Origin of the sequence: Pseudoduganella violacea, from assembly GCF_014191875.1 — a bacterium.
GTDB classification, from domain to species: Bacteria; Pseudomonadota; Gammaproteobacteria; order Burkholderiales; family Burkholderiaceae_D; genus Rugamonas; species Rugamonas violacea_A.
The window spans coordinates 71,263-87,576 of the sequence record NZ_JACHXD010000010.1 but is presented as its reverse complement, the minus strand read 5'-3'; the positions used below and the strand labels follow the sequence as shown (position 1 = coordinate 87,576).

At 64.8% G+C, this 16,314-nt stretch carries 15 protein-coding genes; 10 read left to right on the top strand and 5 right to left on the bottom strand.

Features of this window, described 5'->3' with window-relative positions:
• Nucleotides 1–49: 49 nt before the first annotated feature.
• From rfbB to FHS03_RS17705, 10 genes are all read left to right on the top strand, one after another.
• Nucleotides 50–1,123, top strand: a complete 1,074-nt coding sequence (gene rfbB, locus FHS03_RS17750) for a dTDP-glucose 4,6-dehydratase (protein WP_183442282.1) — start codon at nt 50–52, stop codon at nt 1,121–1,123.
• On the top strand, nt 1,120–2,025 hold the full coding sequence (gene rfbA, locus FHS03_RS17745; RefSeq protein ID WP_183442281.1) for a glucose-1-phosphate thymidylyltransferase RfbA: 906 nt from the start codon (nt 1,120–1,122) through the stop codon (nt 2,023–2,025). Before rfbB ends, rfbA begins: the two co-directional genes overlap by 4 nt.
• A complete protein-coding gene (gene rfbC, locus FHS03_RS17740; RefSeq protein ID WP_183442280.1) occupies nt 2,022–2,567 on the top strand; it encodes a dTDP-4-dehydrorhamnose 3,5-epimerase in 546 nt (181 codons plus the stop codon). The genes rfbA and rfbC overlap by 4 nt, the downstream gene beginning before the upstream one ends.
• Complete coding sequence (gene rfbD / locus FHS03_RS17735) at nt 2,564–3,424, top strand: dTDP-4-dehydrorhamnose reductase (protein WP_183442279.1); 861 nt, start codon at nt 2,564–2,566, stop codon at nt 3,422–3,424. Before rfbC ends, rfbD begins: the two co-directional genes overlap by 4 nt.
• A 179-nt stretch (nt 3,425–3,603) precedes the next feature.
• On the top strand, nt 3,604–4,701 hold the full coding sequence (locus FHS03_RS17730; RefSeq protein WP_050411588.1) for an MraY family glycosyltransferase: 1,098 nt from the start codon (nt 3,604–3,606) through the stop codon (nt 4,699–4,701).
• Nucleotides 4,702–4,763: 62 nt separating this feature from the next.
• Nucleotides 4,764–5,075, top strand: coding sequence for an H-NS histone family protein (locus tag FHS03_RS17725; RefSeq protein ID WP_183442278.1), 312 nt, complete (start codon nt 4,764–4,766; stop codon nt 5,073–5,075).
• A 170-nt stretch (nt 5,076–5,245) separates the two neighbouring features.
• A complete protein-coding gene (locus FHS03_RS17720) occupies nt 5,246–6,628 on the top strand; it encodes a phosphomannomutase/phosphoglucomutase (protein ID WP_183442277.1) in 1,383 nt (460 codons plus the stop codon).
• 7 nt (nt 6,629–6,635) lie between these two features.
• Nucleotides 6,636–7,613: a lipopolysaccharide heptosyltransferase I gene (gene waaC, locus FHS03_RS17715; protein ID WP_183442276.1), complete on the top strand. Its 978-nt coding sequence runs from the start codon at nt 6,636–6,638 to the stop codon at nt 7,611–7,613.
• A gap of 6 nt (nt 7,614–7,619) precedes the next feature.
• The gene (waaA, locus tag FHS03_RS17710) at nt 7,620–8,900 is read left to right on the top strand and encodes a lipid IV(A) 3-deoxy-D-manno-octulosonic acid transferase (protein ID WP_183442275.1); all 1,281 of its coding nucleotides are present in this window, start codon (nt 7,620–7,622) and stop codon (nt 8,898–8,900) included.
• A 199-nt stretch (nt 8,901–9,099) separates the two neighbouring features.
• Nucleotides 9,100–10,902 (top strand): CIA30 family protein, encoded by a 1,803-nt coding sequence (locus FHS03_RS17705; protein ID WP_229426266.1) that lies wholly within the window; start codon nt 9,100–9,102, stop codon nt 10,900–10,902.
• 15 nt (nt 10,903–10,917) lie between these two features.
• Here FHS03_RS17705 and FHS03_RS17700 read toward each other — a convergent pair whose 3' ends face one another.
• The 5 genes from FHS03_RS17700 to glyQ form a co-directional block, all read right to left on the bottom strand.
• Nucleotides 10,918–11,844, bottom strand: a complete 927-nt coding sequence (locus tag FHS03_RS17700; RefSeq protein ID WP_183442274.1) for a M48 family metallopeptidase — start codon at nt 11,842–11,844, stop codon at nt 10,918–10,920.
• A gap of 86 nt (nt 11,845–11,930) precedes the next feature.
• Nucleotides 11,931–12,671: a lysophospholipid acyltransferase family protein gene (locus FHS03_RS17695; RefSeq protein ID WP_183442273.1), complete on the bottom strand. Its 741-nt coding sequence runs from the start codon at nt 12,669–12,671 to the stop codon at nt 11,931–11,933.
• Between the two features lie 19 nt (nt 12,672–12,690).
• Nucleotides 12,691–13,260 carry a D-glycero-beta-D-manno-heptose 1,7-bisphosphate 7-phosphatase gene (gene gmhB, locus FHS03_RS17690; protein WP_183442272.1) on the bottom strand — a complete coding sequence of 190 codons (570 nt, stop codon included), beginning with the start codon at nt 13,258–13,260 and terminating at the stop codon, nt 12,691–12,693.
• A gap of 13 nt (nt 13,261–13,273) precedes the next feature.
• Nucleotides 13,274–15,382 carry a glycine--tRNA ligase subunit beta gene (gene glyS, locus FHS03_RS17685; RefSeq protein ID WP_183442271.1) on the bottom strand — a complete coding sequence of 703 codons (2,109 nt, stop codon included), beginning with the start codon at nt 15,380–15,382 and terminating at the stop codon, nt 13,274–13,276.
• Nucleotides 15,383–15,395: 13 nt separating this feature from the next.
• The gene (glyQ, locus tag FHS03_RS17680) at nt 15,396–16,307 is read right to left on the bottom strand and encodes a glycine--tRNA ligase subunit alpha (RefSeq protein ID WP_183442270.1); all 912 of its coding nucleotides are present in this window, start codon (nt 16,305–16,307) and stop codon (nt 15,396–15,398) included.
• Between the last annotated feature and the right edge of the window lie 7 nt (nt 16,308–16,314).

Genomic DNA, 16,314 nt, shown 5'->3' with positions numbered 1-16,314 from the left:
CACATAAAATCATGAGTATCATCAACCACACGCTGGCGCGGGATACTAAATGATTTTTGTGACGGGCGGTGCAGGGTTTATCGGCTCGAATTTCGTGCTGGATTGGCTGGCTCAATCGGATGAACCCGTGCTCAATTACGACAAGTTGACCTATGCGGGCAATCTGAACAATCTGGCCGCGCTCAAGGAGGATGCGCGCCACGTCTTCGTGCGCGGCGATATCGGCGACCAGGCCCAGGTGCTGGCGCTGCTGCAGCGGCACCAGCCGCGCGCCATCGTGCATTTTGCGGCGGAAAGCCATGTGGACCGTTCCATCCATGGCCCGGCCGAGTTCATCAACACCAATATCAACGGCACCTTCAGCTTGCTCGAAGCGGCGCGCACGTACTGGAACGGCCTGGACGAGACGGCCAAAGCCGCCTTCCGCTTCCTGCATGTCTCGACCGATGAGGTGTATGGCACGCTGGGGCCGGACGACGCGCCGTTCAGCGAAACCACGGCGTATGCGCCGAACAGCCCGTATTCGGCGTCGAAAGCCGCGTCCGACCACCTGGTGCGCTCCTACCACCACACCTATGGTTTCCCGACGCTGACCACCAATTGCTCGAACAACTACGGTCCCTACCATTTCCCCGAGAAGCTGATCCCGCTGATCATCGCCAACGCCCGGGCCGGCAAGCCCCTGCCCATCTATGGCGACGGCCAGCAGATCCGCGACTGGCTGTATGTGAGCGACCATTGCGCCGCCATCCGCCGCGTGCTGGCCGCCGGCCGTCTGGGCGAAACCTATAACGTTGGCGGCTGGAACGAGATGGCCAACCTGGACGTGGTGCATACCCTGTGCGATATGCTGGACCGGCTGCAGCCGAAGGCCGACGGCGCCAGCTACCGCAGCCAGATCACCTATGTCAAAGACCGCCCCGGCCACGACCGCCGCTACGCCATCGATGCGCGCAAGCTTGAGCGCGAGCTGGGTTGGAAACCGGCCGAAACCTTCGAAACCGGCATCGCCAAGACCGTGCAGTGGTATCTCGACCATCCGGACTGGGTGGCCGACGTGCAATCCGGCGCCTACGCCAAGTGGGTGGAAACCAATTACTTCAACCGGGAAGCCCAGCAATGACGACGCCAACCCTGCCCCACCGCAAGGGCATCATCCTGGCCGGCGGTTCCGGCACCCGCCTGTATCCGATCACCAAGGCGGTGTCCAAGCAGCTGCTGCCGATCTACGACAAGCCGATGATCTACCATCCGCTGACGGTGCTGATGCTGGCCGGCATGCGCGAGATCCTGATCATTTCCACGCCGCAGGACACGCCGCGCTTCCAGGAGCTGCTGGGCGACGGCAGCCAGTGGGGCTTGCAGCTCAGCTATGCGGTCCAGCCTTCGCCGGACGGCCTGGCGCAAGCGTTCATCATCGGCCGCGATTTCGTCGGCGATGCGCCTTCGGCGCTGATCCTCGGCGATAACATCTACTACGGCAACGATCTGGACGCCATGCTGCGCAGCGCGGCCGAGCGCACCGAGGGCGCCACCGTGTTCGCCTACCACGTCACCGATCCCGAGCGCTATGGCGTGGTGGAATTCGACGAGCAGCGCCAGGCGGTGAGCATCGAGGAAAAACCGCTGCAGCCGAAATCCAATTACGCCGTGACCGGCCTGTATTTCTATGACCGCCAGGTCGGCGCCATCGCTGCCGCCATCCAACCCTCGGCGCGCGGCGAGCTGGAAATCACCGACGTCAACCAGGCTTACCTGAGGTCCGGCGAACTCAAGGTGGAAGTGATGGGGCGCGGCATGGCCTGGCTCGACACCGGCACCCACGAGTCGCTGCTCGACGCCTCCCAGTTCATCGCTACCATCGAACGGCGCCAGGGTTTGAAAGTCGCGTGTCCGGAGGAGATCGCTTACCGCAAGGGTTATATCGATGCCGCCCAGCTGCGCAAGCTGGCCGAACCGCTGAAGAAAAATGGCTATGGCCAATATCTGCTGCAAATTCTTGAGGATAAGGTAATCCCGCGATGAAAGTGCTTCCGACCGCGATCGACGGCGTGCTGTTGATCGAACCCGCCGTGTTCGGCGATGAGCGCGGCTTTTTCTACGAAAGCTTCAATGCGCGCCGTTTCGCCGAGATGACCGGCGTTCAGGCGGAGTTCGTGCAGGATAACCATTCGCGCTCGGCCAAGGGGGTGTTGCGCGGCCTGCACTACCAGATCCAGCAGTCGCAGGGCAAGCTGGTGCGTGTCACGGCCGGCGCGGTGTTCGACGTGGCGGTCGATTTGCGCAAGAGTTCGCCGACCTTCGGCCGCTGGATGGGGATCGAGCTGTCGGCCGAGAACAAACGCCAGCTGTGGGTGCCGCCGGGTTTTGCCCATGGCTTCGTGGTCACCAGCGATTACGCGGAATTCCTGTATAAAACCACCGATTACTACGCGCCCGAACACGAACGCACCGTGATCTGGAACGATCCGGCCATCGGTATCGAATGGCCGCTGGACGGGGCGCCCCAGCTGTCCGGCAAGGACCGGCAGGGCTTGCTGCTGGCCGATGCGGACATGTTCGCATGAAGATCCTGCTGACGGGCCGCAATGGCCAGGTGGGGTATGAGCTGGAGCGCAGCTTGCAGGGGCTGGGCACGGTGGTGGCGCTGGAGCGCGGCCGCCTCGACCTGTCCGACCTCGACCAGCTGCGCGCCGTGCTGCGCGCCGAACAGCCGCAATTGATCGTCAATCCGGCCGCCTACACGGCCGTGGACAAGGCCGAGAGCGAGCCGCGACTGGCCTACCGCATCAACGCCGAAGCGCCGGCCCTGATGGCGGAAGAGGCTAAGCGCCTGGGCGCGGCCCTGGTGCATTACTCGACCGACTATGTCTTCGCCGGCACGGAGGCCGCGGCGCGCGCCGAGGGCGACGCCACCGGCCCCATCAATGTTTACGGCGCTAGCAAGCTGGCCGGCGAGCAAGCCATCGCGGCGGCCGGCATTCCCCACCTGATTTTCCGCACCAGCTGGGTGTATGGCATGCGTGGCAAGAATTTCCTGCTGACCATGTTGCGCCTGGCGCGCGAGCGCGAAGAATTGCGCATCGTCGATGACCAGCATGGCGCCCCGACCTGGAGCCGCACCATTGCCGACAGCACCGCCCTGGTGCTGGCCCAGGCCCGGGCCGGCGGCCCCGACTGGTGGCGCCAGCACGGCGGTCTGTATCATTTGAGCAGCCAGGGCCAGACCACCTGGTTCGGCTTCACCGAAGCCATTCTGGAGGAGGCCGGCATGGCCTGCCGCCTGCTGCCGATCACCACCGCCGACTACCCGCTGCCCGCGCCGCGGCCCCAGTATTCGGTGCTGTCCTCGGCCAAACTGACGCGGCAGCTGTGCCAGCTGCCGCACTGGCGCGCGGCCCTGCGCCTGTGCATGAGCGGCTAAGCGCGCCCCCCACGGTGTGTCGAAAGGTAAGCGCGGCCGGGTTCAGCCCGGCCGTTTGCTAGAATACCGGCGCCTTGGCCGTCCCCTGCGCCGTACCGGAAGACGGTACAATCGCGGGCTGGCAGCGGACAGGCAGGGGCCTGCGACGGGACAAGCTACTCTATATCGATCAAAAAAACATGTTTTCATTTCTGGTGAGCTTTGTCGCGTCGGCGCTGTTGACCCTGCTGGTCATCAAGGATGCGCGCCTGCACGGCCCGGCCCTGGATGCCAATTTCCACGGCGTGCAAAAAGTGCATGCGCATTCGGTCGCGCGCATCGGCGGCCTGCCCATCTTCCTGGCCGTGGCGCTCAGCGCCTGCATCTCGATCTGGCGCGTGCCGGCCATGACGAGCTGGATGATGTCCCTGCTGTGCTGTTCCATCATCGCCTTTACCGGCGGCATCATCGAGGATTACACCGGCCGCGTCAGCGCCCTGCGCCGCCTCTTGCTGACCATGGTCGCCGCCTTGCTCGGCTATTACCTGCTGGACGCCCGCATCGACCGCATCGACTGGGTATTTTCCGCCTGGCCCCTGCCGTATTTATGGCTGACATTACCGCTGACCATATTGGCAGTGGCTGGCATTGCGAATGCCGTCAATATTATCGATGGATTTAATGGCTTGGCCAGCGTGGTGACGATTTGCATGCTCTTATCACTGGCCTATGTTGCCTTGCAAGTCAATGATATGTTTGTGCTGGTGGCGGCCCTGATGGTGGCCGGCGCCACCGCCGGTTTTCTGATCTGGAATTATCCGGTCGGTCTGATCTTTCTCGGCGATGGCGGCGCCTATTTTATCGGTTTTATGCTGGGGGAATTGACCCTGTTGCTGGTAATGCGCAATCCACAAGTTTCCACATGGTATGCAGCATTGCTTTTAATCTATCCCGCATTTGAAACTTTATTTTCCGCTTACCGGCGCATGTTTATTCGCGGGAAATCGCCGACCATGCCGGACGGCATCCATCTGCATAGCCTGATCTTCCGCCGCGTGGTGCAGTGGGCCGTGGGGCGCAAGGACGCGCGCGCCCTGATGCGCCGCAATTCCCTGACCTCGCCTTATCTGTGGATGTTTTCGCTGATGGCGGTTATTCCGGCCACGGTATTCTGGCGCCATAGCTGGGTTCTGATGTGCTTCTGTTTTTTATTCGTCACCAGTTATGTCTGGCTTTATGTAAGAATTGTCCGATTTAAAGCGCCGCGCTGGATGATACGGCACAAGAAACATTCGTGATTTCAATATTTAGTGTATATTTCGCTCAGAAGCTTTAACCCATTTCTGATTAAGGAGTGACAATGGATCTGACGAATAAGAGTGCCAGTGAATTGCGTGATTTGCAGGAGCAAATCAAGCGTGAATTGAAGAAGCGTGAAACCCAGGATTTGCAGAAAGCGCGCGAGCAGATTCTCGCGATTGCGCAAAGCGTGGGCGTGCCATTGAAAGACTTGCTGGGCGCGCCCGGCAATCGCGGCAAAGGCGGCACCGTGGCGGCGCAATTCCGCAATCCGGCCGATCCAAGCCAGCAATGGACCGGCCGCGGCCGCCAGCCGAAATGGGTCAAGGAATGGCTCGAAGCCGGCAAAGCCATCGACGGCCTGCGCATCTGAGCCCCCTCCCGCCGGGTTCACCCCGGCACGCCTGGCGGCAGGGCTTGCCTGTCGCCGGTATCGCACTTACTATGTCGGTTGTCCGGCTTGCGGCTTAGCAGGCTATCCATTTTTCCCTATCCATTTCGTTGCCACCGGCCCGGCCGGCGCGACTTCACGCGATCTCAATCATGGTTTCCCTCTCCCATACCATTTTCAAAGCTTACGATATCCGCGGTATCATCGGTAAAACCCTGGATGCGGGCGTGGCCCGCCAGATCGGCCACGCCTTCGGCCTGGCCGCCGTCGCCAAAGGCGAGCGCAGCGTGGTCATCGGCCGCGACGGCCGCCTGTCCGGCCCCGAACTGGCCGCCGCCCTGGCCGCCGGCCTGCAGTCGGCCGGCGTCGATGTGATCGACCTGGGCGTGGTCGCCACCCCCATGGTGTATTTCGGCACCCATGTGCTGGAAAGCAAATCCGGCATCATGGTCACGGGCAGCCACAATCCGCCCGACTACAACGGCTTCAAGATGGTGCTGGCCGGCGAGGCCATCCACGGCGAAGCGATCCAGGCCCTGTACCGCAGCATCCAGCAGGATGGCGATAAACTGGCGGCCGCGCCGGGCGCCTACCGCACCCACGACATCCGCGCCGCTTATCTGGAGCGCATCATCGGCGACGTGAAGCTCGCGCGTCCGATCAAGATCGCCGTCGACTGCGGCAACGGCGTGGCCGGCGCCTTCGCCGGCGACCTGTTCCGCGGCATGGGTTGCGAAGTCATTGAACTGTTCTGCGAAGTGGACGGCAACTTCCCGAATCACCACCCCGATCCGGCCCACCCGGAAAACCTGCAAGACCTGATCCGCTGCCTGCAAGAGACCGACGCCGAACTGGGCATCGCCTTCGACGGCGACGGCGACCGCCTCGGCGTGGTCACCAAGGACGGCCAGATCATCTTCCCCGACCGCCAGATGATGCTGTTCGCCTCCGACGTGCTGAGCCGCCATCCGGGCCAGCAGATCCTGTTCGACGTGAAGTGCACGCGCCACCTGGCGCCATGGATCGCCAAGGCCGGCGGCAAGCCGCTGATGTACAAGACCGGCCACTCGCTGGTGAAAGCCAAGCTGCGCGAAACCGGCGCCCCGCTGGGCGGCGAAATGAGCGGCCATATCTTCTTCAAGGACCGCTGGTACGGTTTCGACGACGGCCTGTATTCGGGCGCGCGCCTGCTGGAAATCCTGACCCGCGAACAGGACCCGTCGGCCCTGCTCAATTCCCTGCCGCAGTCCGACAGCACGCCCGAGCTGCACCTGCACCTGAACGAAGGCGAAAACTTCGCGCTGATGGACAAGCTGCGCAGCGACGCCAAATTCCCCGGCCATGAGCAGATCATCACCATCGACGGCCTGCGTGTGGAATACGCCGACGGCTTCGGCCTGGCGCGCTCCTCCAACACCACGCCGGTGATCGTGATGCGCTTCGAGGCGGAGACGCCGGCTGCGCTGGCGCGCATCCAGGGCCAGTTCCGCGACGTCATCCTGGCCGCCAAGCCGGACGCCGAACTGCCATTCTAAGAAGCGCATGAATATCCTGCTGGTGCGCGTCTCCTCGCTGGGGGACGTGCTGCACAATATGCCCATCGTGGCCGATATCGCGCGCCATTTCCCGCGCGCGAATATCGACTGGGTGGTGGAAGAGGGCTATGTCAGCCTGGTGCGCCTGAATCCGCGCGTGCGCAACATCATCCCCTTCGCCCTGCGCCGCTGGCGCAAGAGCCTGGGCCAGAAGGCAACGCGCGCCGAGATCAAGGCCTTTTTCGCCGCCGTGCGCCAGCAGGAATACGATTACGTGTTCGACACCCAGGGCCTGCTCAAGACCGGCGTCATCATGGGCGCGGCCCGCGTCAAAAAAGGCGGACAGAAAGTCGGCCTGGCCAACGGCAGCGAAGGCTCGGGCTACGAAGGCATCTCGCGCATCTTCCACAGCAAGAGCATTCCGCTCGATGCGCGCACCCACGCCGTGGCGCGCGGCCGCCTGGTGGCGGGAGCGGCACTGGGCTATGCGGTGGACACGCCGGCCGACTTCGGCCTGCCCGATGTCTCGCCCGGCGATCCCCGCCCCGACTGGATGCCGGCCGGCCCTTACGCCGTCTACTTCCACGGCACCGCGCGCGACGCCAAGAAATGGGCGCCGCAAAATTGGATCGCCCTGGGCCAGGCACTGGCGCCCATGACCATCCTGCTGCCCTGGGGCTCGCCCAAGGAAAAGGCCGAAGCCGAAGCGCTGGCGGCCGCATTGCCGAACGCGCGCGTGCTGCCCAAGCTGTCGATGGCCGACGCCGTGCTGCTGGCGCGCCATGCGGCGCTGGCGGTGGGCGTGGACACCGGCCTGACCCATATCGCGGCCGCCTTCAGCCGTCCCGTGGTGGAAATCTATTGCGATTCGCCGCGCTGGAAGACCGAAGGCAACTGGTCGCCGAAAATCATCAATCTGGGCGATCGCGGCGCGCCGCCATCCGTGGCCGAGGTGCTGGCCGCCGCCCGTAGCCTGCTGGCCTGAACGATCATGCTGCGATTCTATTCCCTGATGTGGTGGCTGGCCCTGCCCCTGGTGCTGGCGCGCCTATGGCTGCGCGGACGGCAGGAACCGGGTTATCGCCGGCATTGGAGCGAGCGGCTTGGCCTGTACGGCCGCCGCGCCGCCAACGATGAACCGATGACCATCTGGGTGCACGCCGTCTCCGTGGGCGAGACGCGCGCCGCCGAACCGCTGGTCGAAGCCCTGCTCAAGCAATATCCGCGCAGCCGCATCGTGCTCACCCATATGACGCCGACCGGACGCGCCACCGGCAAAGCCCTGTTCAGCAAGCATGGCGCGCGCCTGGTGCAATCCTATCTGCCGTATGACATCGCGCTGCTGGTGCGGCGCTTCATCCGCCACTTCGAACCGCGCATCTGCATCCTGATGGAGACCGAGGTGTGGCCGAATCTGATCGCCCAGTGCGGCCGATCCGAAGTGCCCGTGGTGCTGGCCAACGCCCGCCTCAGCGAACGTTCGCTGCGCAAGGCGCGCCGCTTCGGCCAGATGATGCGCGATGCGGCGCAAGGCATCTCCCTGGTGGCCGCCCAGACCGAGGCCGACGCCGAGCGCGTGCGCGCCCTGGGCGCGGCCAATGTCGCCGTCACCGGCAGCATCAAATTCGACGTGGTGGTGCCGACCGTGGCCTTGGCCACCGGCGCCCAACTGCGCAGCCAGATCGGCGCCCGTCCCGTGCTGCTGTGCGCCAGCACGCGCGAAGGCGAAGAAGAGCTGATCCTCGACGCCTATCGGCAAGCGGCGCTGCCGGCCGGGACGCTGCTGCTGCTCGTCCCGCGCCACCCGCAGCGCTTTGACGCGGTCGAAGCCATGGCAGTGGCGCGCGGCCTGGCCGTGCAGCGCCGCAGCGCATTGAATCAGGCCGGCGCCAGCGTGGCCGGGGAGACGCGCGTGCTGCTGGGCGACTCCATGGGCGAAATGTTCGCCTACTACGCCGCCTGCGACTGCGCCTTCATCGGCGGCAGCCTGCTGCCCCTGGGCGGCCAGAACCTGATCGAAGCCGCCGCCCTGGGCAAGCCCGTCCTGATCGGCGAACACACCTTCAACTTCGCCCAAGTCACTGAAGACGCGCTTGCCGCCGGCGGCGCCGAACGCGTGGCGAATGCCGGCGCGCTCATGTCCGCCGCCGCCCGCCTGCTGGACGACGCCGACGGCCGCGCCGCCATGGGCCAGCGCGCCCAAGGCTTCGCCAACCAGCACCGCGGCGCCACGGCCCGCACCCTGGCCCTGCTCCCCCCCCTGGCCGACTAAGCCCCTCTCTTTGCGCCAAATCAAACAATGTCCACCCTGGTGTCAGGCACCAGAGTAGGACATTGCTTGCGCTCGATCAAACAATGCCCCACCCCAGTGCCTGACACCAGGGTGGGACATTGTTTGATTAAAGTCAAAGGGCGGCGGGGCAGCGGTATTTTGGTTCTTGCTCTATTATTGAATTTTTAATGGAGGGGACATGGCAATGCAAAAGATGCGGGCGGCTTTGCTGCTGGTGGGGCTGGCGGCGGCGTGGCCGGCGCTGGCCGATACGTGGCTGATTCGCGATGTGCGTGTATTCGATGGCGAACGCGTGCATGCGCGCCGTTCGGTGCTGCTGGAGGATGGCAAGATCCGCGATGCGGACTTCAAGGGCAAGCCGCCGGCCGCCGCCAAGGTGGTGGAGGGCAAGGGCCGCACCTTGCTGCCTGGCCTGATCGATTCCCATGTCCACGCTTACCGTCATCTCGATCTGCCGCTGCTGTTTGGCGTGACCACCCAGGTGGATATGTTTACCGCCGTGCCATTGATGCGCGAAGTGAGCGAGCGCATGGCAAAAGGCGAGAACCAGGGACAGGCCGACCTGTTCTCGGCAGGCACCCTGGCGACCGTGCCGGGCGGCCATGGCACGGAGTACGGCATGCCCATCCCCACCCTGACCAAGCCCGAGGAGGCGCAAGCCTGGGTCGATGCGCGCCTGGCGGAAGGCTCTTACTTTATCAAGATCGTGATGGAGCCGGGCAGCGCCGCGCACAAGATTCCGAGCCTGGACCTGCCCACCGTGAAGGCGCTGATCGAGGCGGCGCATCGGCGCGGCAAGCTGGCCGTGGTCCATATCGGCAATCTGGACGATGCGCGCGCCGCGCTGGAGGCGGGCGCCGATGGCCTGGTCCACCTGTTCGATGGCGCGGCCATCGCGGCGGCCGATCTGGAAGCCTTCGTCAGGCTGGCGCGCGAGCGCAAGGCTTTCATCGTGCCCACCTTCAGCGTGCTGGAAAGCATCGCCGGCCTGCGCGAGGACGATGTGCTGGCCGACGCCGGCCTGACCGCCTTGCTCAAAAAGGAGCAGCTGCTGGCGCTGCAAGGCAGTTATGGCAAGCAGCCCAAGCCGGAGGAGATGACGGCGACCAAGGCCGTGACGGCGGCGCTGTACAAGGCCGGCGTGCCGCTGCTGGCCGGCACCGACGCCGGCAATACCGGCACCCAGTATGGCGTCAGCCTGCATCACGAATTGCGCGCGCTGGTGCAGGCCGGCCTGACGCCGCAGGCGGCGCTGGCGGCGGCGACATCGGCGCCGGCCAAGGCTTTCCGCCTGCCGCAGCGTGGCCGCATCGCCAATGGCTATAAGGCCGACCTGCTGCTGGTGGAGGGCGACCCGACCCAGGATATCCAGGCCACGCGCCGCATCGTGGAGGTGTGGAAGGACGGGACGCCGGCTTCCGCCTTGCGCAAGGCGCAGCAGGAGAAGGTGGCGCTGGAGGCGAGCGGCAAGGTGGGCGGCGAGGTGGTGGCCCTGCCGGCCGACGGCCGTATCAGCCTGTTCGGCAAGGACAAGCTGGCCAGTCCCTTCGGCGCCGGCTGGGTGCCGTCGTCCGACGGCTTCCTGGGCGGGAAATCGAGCGTGCAGCTGCAGCGCCAGGAAGGCGACGCCGTGCGCGTCAACGCCAGCGTGGCGCCGGGCTTCGCCTATCCCTGGGCCGGGCTGGCCTTCATGACCGGCGTCCGCCCCGGGGAGGCGGCCAATCTGAGCGCGGCCAAGGTGTTGCGCTTCCGCGTGCGCGGCGACGGCAAGAACTATGGCGTGTCGCTGCTGGCCGAAGGCGTGCAGATTCCGGTCAACCGCAGCTTCACGGCGGCGGCCGAATGGCAGGAGGTGAGCATGAACCTGGCCGACTTCAAGGGCATCGATGCGCGCCTGCTGACCATGATCGCCTTCAATGCCGGTCCGGTGCCGGGCGATTACCAGTTCGAGATCGCCGACGTGCGGCTGCTGGACAAGTAAGAACGGTCCGCGCGCTCAGGAGAACAGCACAGGCAGTTCCTGGGCGCGTTTGCGCAGCAGTTCCTTGGCTTCCGCGTAGCGCGGATAGATGCTTTCCACCGCGGCCCAGAAGCGCGGGCTGTGGTTCATTTCCAGGATGTGGGCCAGTTCGTGCGCCACCACATAGTCGATCAGCGGCAGCGAGAAATGGACCAGCTTCCAGTTCAGGCGGATCACACGCTGCGCCGTGCAGGACCCCCAGCGCGTGCCGGCCGAGGTCAGCGAAAACGCGGAATGGCGCACGCCCAGGCGCGCCGCGTACAGGTCCAGGCGCTGTTCGAACAACTGTTCGGCCTCGCGCTTCATCCAGGCCTTGACCCGTTCTTTCAGCAGGTGCTCGGTCGCGCCCTGCACCAGCCCCATCGACAGCTCGCGCGTGACCGGATTGAAGTCGCTGCGGTTGCGCGCCGCCGTGTACAGGCGCAGCGTGATCTCGCTGCCCAGATACGGTAGCACGGCGCCGTCGATCCATTCGATGGGCGGCTTTTCCAGGCGCGCGGCGCGGCGCTGGCGGCGTTCGTCGAGCTTGGACAGTATCCAGTGTTGCTTGGCGCGGATGGCGTTGTCGATTTCGGCCAGGGTGCAGCGCTTGGGTGCCGTCACGCGCAGTCCGTCGTCGTCGATCATGAAGCCGATCGAGCGGCGCGTCGAGCGGCGCAGCACATATTCGAGGATGAATTCACCGACCAGCAGTTGGCGCCGCGCCTGCACATCGGGCGCGGGCGGCGCCGGATCGGGGCGGCGCAGCGGAACGGGAGGGCGCAGCAAATTCACGGTGGCGGGTGCGGGAACGGGGAAGGGGGCGCTGAAAGCGGGAGCGGGGATGGGTGCTGCAGTCTGGGGCGAAGCGGCGGCGGCCGAGATTCCGGCCGCGCCCGATGTGGCATTGCTGGCGGACGCCATATCCTGCGCAGCCACGCCGGAGGCAAACAGGTCGAACTGATCCCTGCTCGCGGCCCCCGTTGTCTGCTGCGCGCTGGCTTGCTTGTCTAGCCAGCGTTGTAGGCGTGGGGCGAAATGACGCGCATTTCTGATTCTATCCACTGTTCCACCTGTTCCATCAAACTGTCTGGCGTATGGCCCTCGGAAGCGATAGGCTTGCCGACTGAAACCGTGATCTTGCCGGGATACTTGATGAAGGAGTTTTTCGGCCAGCATTCGCCGGAGTTCAGCGCGATCGGCACGACCGGCGCGCCGGTCTCGATGGCCAGGCGCGTACCGCCGCTCTTGTACTTGCCTGCCTTGCCGACCGGGATGCGGGTCCCTTCGGGGAACATGATAATCCATTGGCCGTCTTTCAGGCGGCGTTTGCCATGGGCGACCACGGATTTAAATGCGTTCTTGCCCTGCTTGCGGTCGATCGGGATCATGCGCAGCAGCGCGATGCCCCAGCCGAAGAAGGGAATGTACAGGATCTCTTTCTTGAACACGAACACCAGGGGGCGAGGCAGGTTCGCCAGCAGGAAGATGGTCTCCCACGCCGACTGGTGCTTGGACAGGATGATGGCCGGGCTGTCCGGGAAATTCTCGTAGCCCTTGAACTCGTACTCGATGCCGCAGATGGTTTTGGCGCACCAGACGACGAACACGTTCCAGCGCGAGGTGACGTAGTAGCGCTTGTTGTAAGGCAGCGGGGCCACCAGCATGCAGACCGCGGACCAGATGACGGTGGCAATGCCCATCAGGACCATGAACAGCAGGGAACGCAGGAACAAGACAGCTTTACGCAATGCGGTACTCCATTCGAATTCAGTTGGCGGCTGGCTGGGCGGCGGGCGCTTTCAGCAAGTGCGTCACCATCGCGGCCAGGTCCGGGAAGACCATTGTACCGGGCGGCAGGCCGCCCGTGGCATGAGTTTTTTCGCCCTTGCCGGTCAAGACCAGATAGGGCGTGCAGCCGCTGATGAAGCCGGCCTGCAGATCGCGCAGCGAATCGCCCACGGTCGGCACGCCCTTCAGGCTAAGCTGGTAGCGCTTGGAGATTTCCGCGAACATGCCGGGCTTGGGCTTGCGGCAGTCGCAGTTGTCGGCCGAGGCGTGCGGGCAGAAGAAGATGGCGTCGATGTCGGCGCCCGCCTGCTGCGCCAGCGTGTGCATCTTCTGGTGGATGGCGTTGAGCACGGAGATGTCGAAGAACTCGCGCGCAATGCCCGACTGGTTGGAGGCGACCACCACGCGGTAGCCGGCCTGGTTCAGGCGGGCGATCGCTTCCAGCGAGCCGGGAATCGGTATCCATTCGGCGGGCGACTTGATGAAGTCCGGCGAATCGTGGTTGATCACGCCGTCCCGGTCCAGGATGATGAGCTTCGTCTGCCCCATGCTCTGTCCCATCTTAAGCCGCCAGCTTGGAAATATCGGCCACGCGGTTCATCATGCCGTGCAGCGAAGAGAGCAGGGCCAGACGGTTGTTGCGCAGGGCGACATCCTCGGCCATCACCATCACGTCGTTGAAGAAGGCGTCGACGTCGTCGCGCAGCTGGGCCAGGGTTTTCAGCGTGCCGGTGAAATCGCCGCGGCCGAAGGCGGCGTCGACTTCCGGCTGCACGCGCGCCACGGAGGCGGCCAGCTTTTTCTCGGCCTCGTCCTGCAGCAGGGCAGCGTTGACGCCGCCGGCGGCCACCTGGCTCAGGGCTTCCTCGTTCTTCTTCAAAATATTGGTGATGCGCTTGTTGGCGGCGGCCAGCGAGGCGCTTTCCGGCAGGGCGGCGAAGGCTTGCACCGCCTCCAGGCGCTGCACGATATCGTCCAGGCGGTCGGGATTCTGCGCCACCACGGCTTCGATCTCGTTCGGCGTGAAACCGCGCTCGCGCAGGATGCCGCGCAGGCGGTCCAGCATGAAGGCGGCCACTTCACCGCTCGGGTCCTTGAAGTTGGCAACGCCAGCGAACTGTTTCACCGCGTCGGCCAGCAGGCCGGAAATCGACAGCGGCAGGCGTTTTTCGATCAGCATGCGCAGCACGCCCAGGGCGTGGCGGCGCAGCGCGAACGGGTCCTTGTCGCCGGTCGGCTGCAGGCCGATGGCCCAGATGCCGACCAGGGTTTCCAGCTTGTCGGCCAGGGCCACGGCGGTGCCGGTGTTGGTGCTCGGCAGGCTGTCGCCGGCAAAGCGCGGCTGGTAGTGCTCGGAGGCGGCCAGCGCCACTTCCTCTTGCTCGCCGTCGTGGCGCGCGTAGTAGGTGCCCATGATGCCTTGCAGCTCGGGGAACTCGCCCACCATATCGGTCAGCAGGTCGGCCTTGGACAGGCGCGCGCCGCGTTCGGCCAGCGCCACGTCGGCGCCCAGCTTGGCGGCGATGGCGCCGGCCAGCGCGGTGACGCGGTCGCTGCGCTCGGCCTGGGTGCCCAGCTTGTTGTGGTAGACCACGTTCTTGAGCAGCGGCAGGCGCGATTCCAGGGTCTTCTTCTTGTCCTGCTCGAAGAAGAACTTGGCGTCCGACAGGCGCGGACGCACCACGCGCTCATTGCCGCCGATGATGGCTTGCGGGGTGGCGGTGGCGATGTTCGAGACGATCAGGAAGCGCGAACGCAGCTTGCCCGCGGCATCGGTCAGCGCGAAGTATTTCTGGTTGGTCTGCATGGTGAGGATCAGGCATTCCTGCGGCACGGCCAGGAACTCTTCCTCGAAATGGCATTCGTAGACCACTGGCCATTCCACCAGCGAACTGACTTCATCCAGCAGCGCTTCCGGCATCAGCACCTGGTCGGCGCCGGCTTTTTCCAGCAGCGCGCTGCGGATTTTTTCCTTGCGCTCCTCGAAGCCCGGCACGACTTTCGCCTGTTCCAACAGGGTGGCGGCGTAAGCGTCGGCGTCGGCCACGCTCACGCTGCGCTGGCCGGGGGCGGTCAGGAAGCGGTGGCCTTCGGTCACGTTGGACGCGGTCAGGCCCAACAGGGTCAGCGGCAGCACGCTCGCGCCATGCAGGGCGATCAGGCTGTGCACCGGGCGCACGAACTGCACGGTGGCGCCGTCCGGACGCTGGTAGCTCATCACCTTCGGGATCGGCAGCTTGGCTACGCTGTCTTCCAGCGCCGCCTGCAGGCCGCCTTGCAGCGCCGAGCCGGATGCGGTGTAGGTGTAGAAGAAGGATTCGGCCTTGCCGTCCTGGGCGCGTTCCAGGTCCGTCACTTGCAGGTCGGGGAAGCCCAGCGCGGCCAGTTTCTTGGCCAGCGGCGCGCTCGGCTTGCCTTCGGCGTCCAGCGCCACGCTCACCGGCAGCACTTTTTCGCGGATCGATTTGTCCGGCGAGGTGGCGCGCACCTTGGTGATGGCGACGGCCAGGCGGCGCGGCGTGGCATAGGTGGTGGCTACGCTGTCGGCTTCCAGGAAGTCGCGCGATTTCAGGCCGTTGACGATGCCGGCGGCAAAAGCGACGCCCAGTTTGGACAGGGCTTTCGGCGGCAGTTCTTCGGTCAGCAGTTCGATTAACAGTGTCTGATTCATGTTCGGTATTCTTTTACGCGGCGGTTGGAGCGGTTCCCAGCATCGGGAAGCCGAGGCGTTCGCGGGAATCGTAATAGGCTTGCGCCACCAGGCGCGACAGCGTGCGCACGCGGCCGATGTAGGCGGCGCGCTCGGTCACGGAAATGGCGCCGCGCGCGTCCAGCATATTGAAGCTGTGCGAGGCTTTCATGATCTGCTCGTAGGCGGGCAGGGTCAGTTGCAGCTCGATCAGGCGCTTGGCTTCGGATTCGTGGTTGGCGAATTGGGCGAACAGCAGCTCGGTGTTGGCGTGCTCGAAGTTGTAGGTCGATTGCTCCACCTCGTTCTGGTGGAAGACGTCGCCGTAGCTCAGCTTCTTCGTCACGCCGTTTTCTTCCCACTCGGTCCATACCAGGTCGTAGACGTTTTCCACGCCCTGCAGGTACATGGCCAGGCGTTCGATGCCATAGGTGATCTCGCCCAGCACCGGCTTGCAATCGAGGCCGCCCACTTGCTGGAAGTAAGTGAACTGGGTCACTTCCATGCCGTTCAGCCAGACTTCCCAGCCCAGGCCCCAGGCGCCCAGGGTCGGGCTTTCCCAGTCGTCTTCGACGAAGCGCACATCGTTCTGCTTCAGGTCCAGGCCCAGCGCCGCCAGCGAACCCAGATACAGGTCGAGGATGTTTTCCGGCGCCGGCTTCAGCACCACCTGGTACTGGTAATAGTGCTGCAGGCGGTTCGGGTTCTCGCCGTAGCGGCCATCCTTGGGACGGCGCGAAGGCTGGACATAGGCGGCACGCCATGGCTCGGGGCCGATCGCGCGCAGGAAGGTTCCGGTGTGGAAGGTGCCGGCGCCCACTTCCATATCGTAAGGCTGGAGCAGGGCGCAACCCTGCTTGTCCCAGTAGGATTGCAGGGTCAGGATGATTTGTTGAAATGTCAGCATCGTAGTG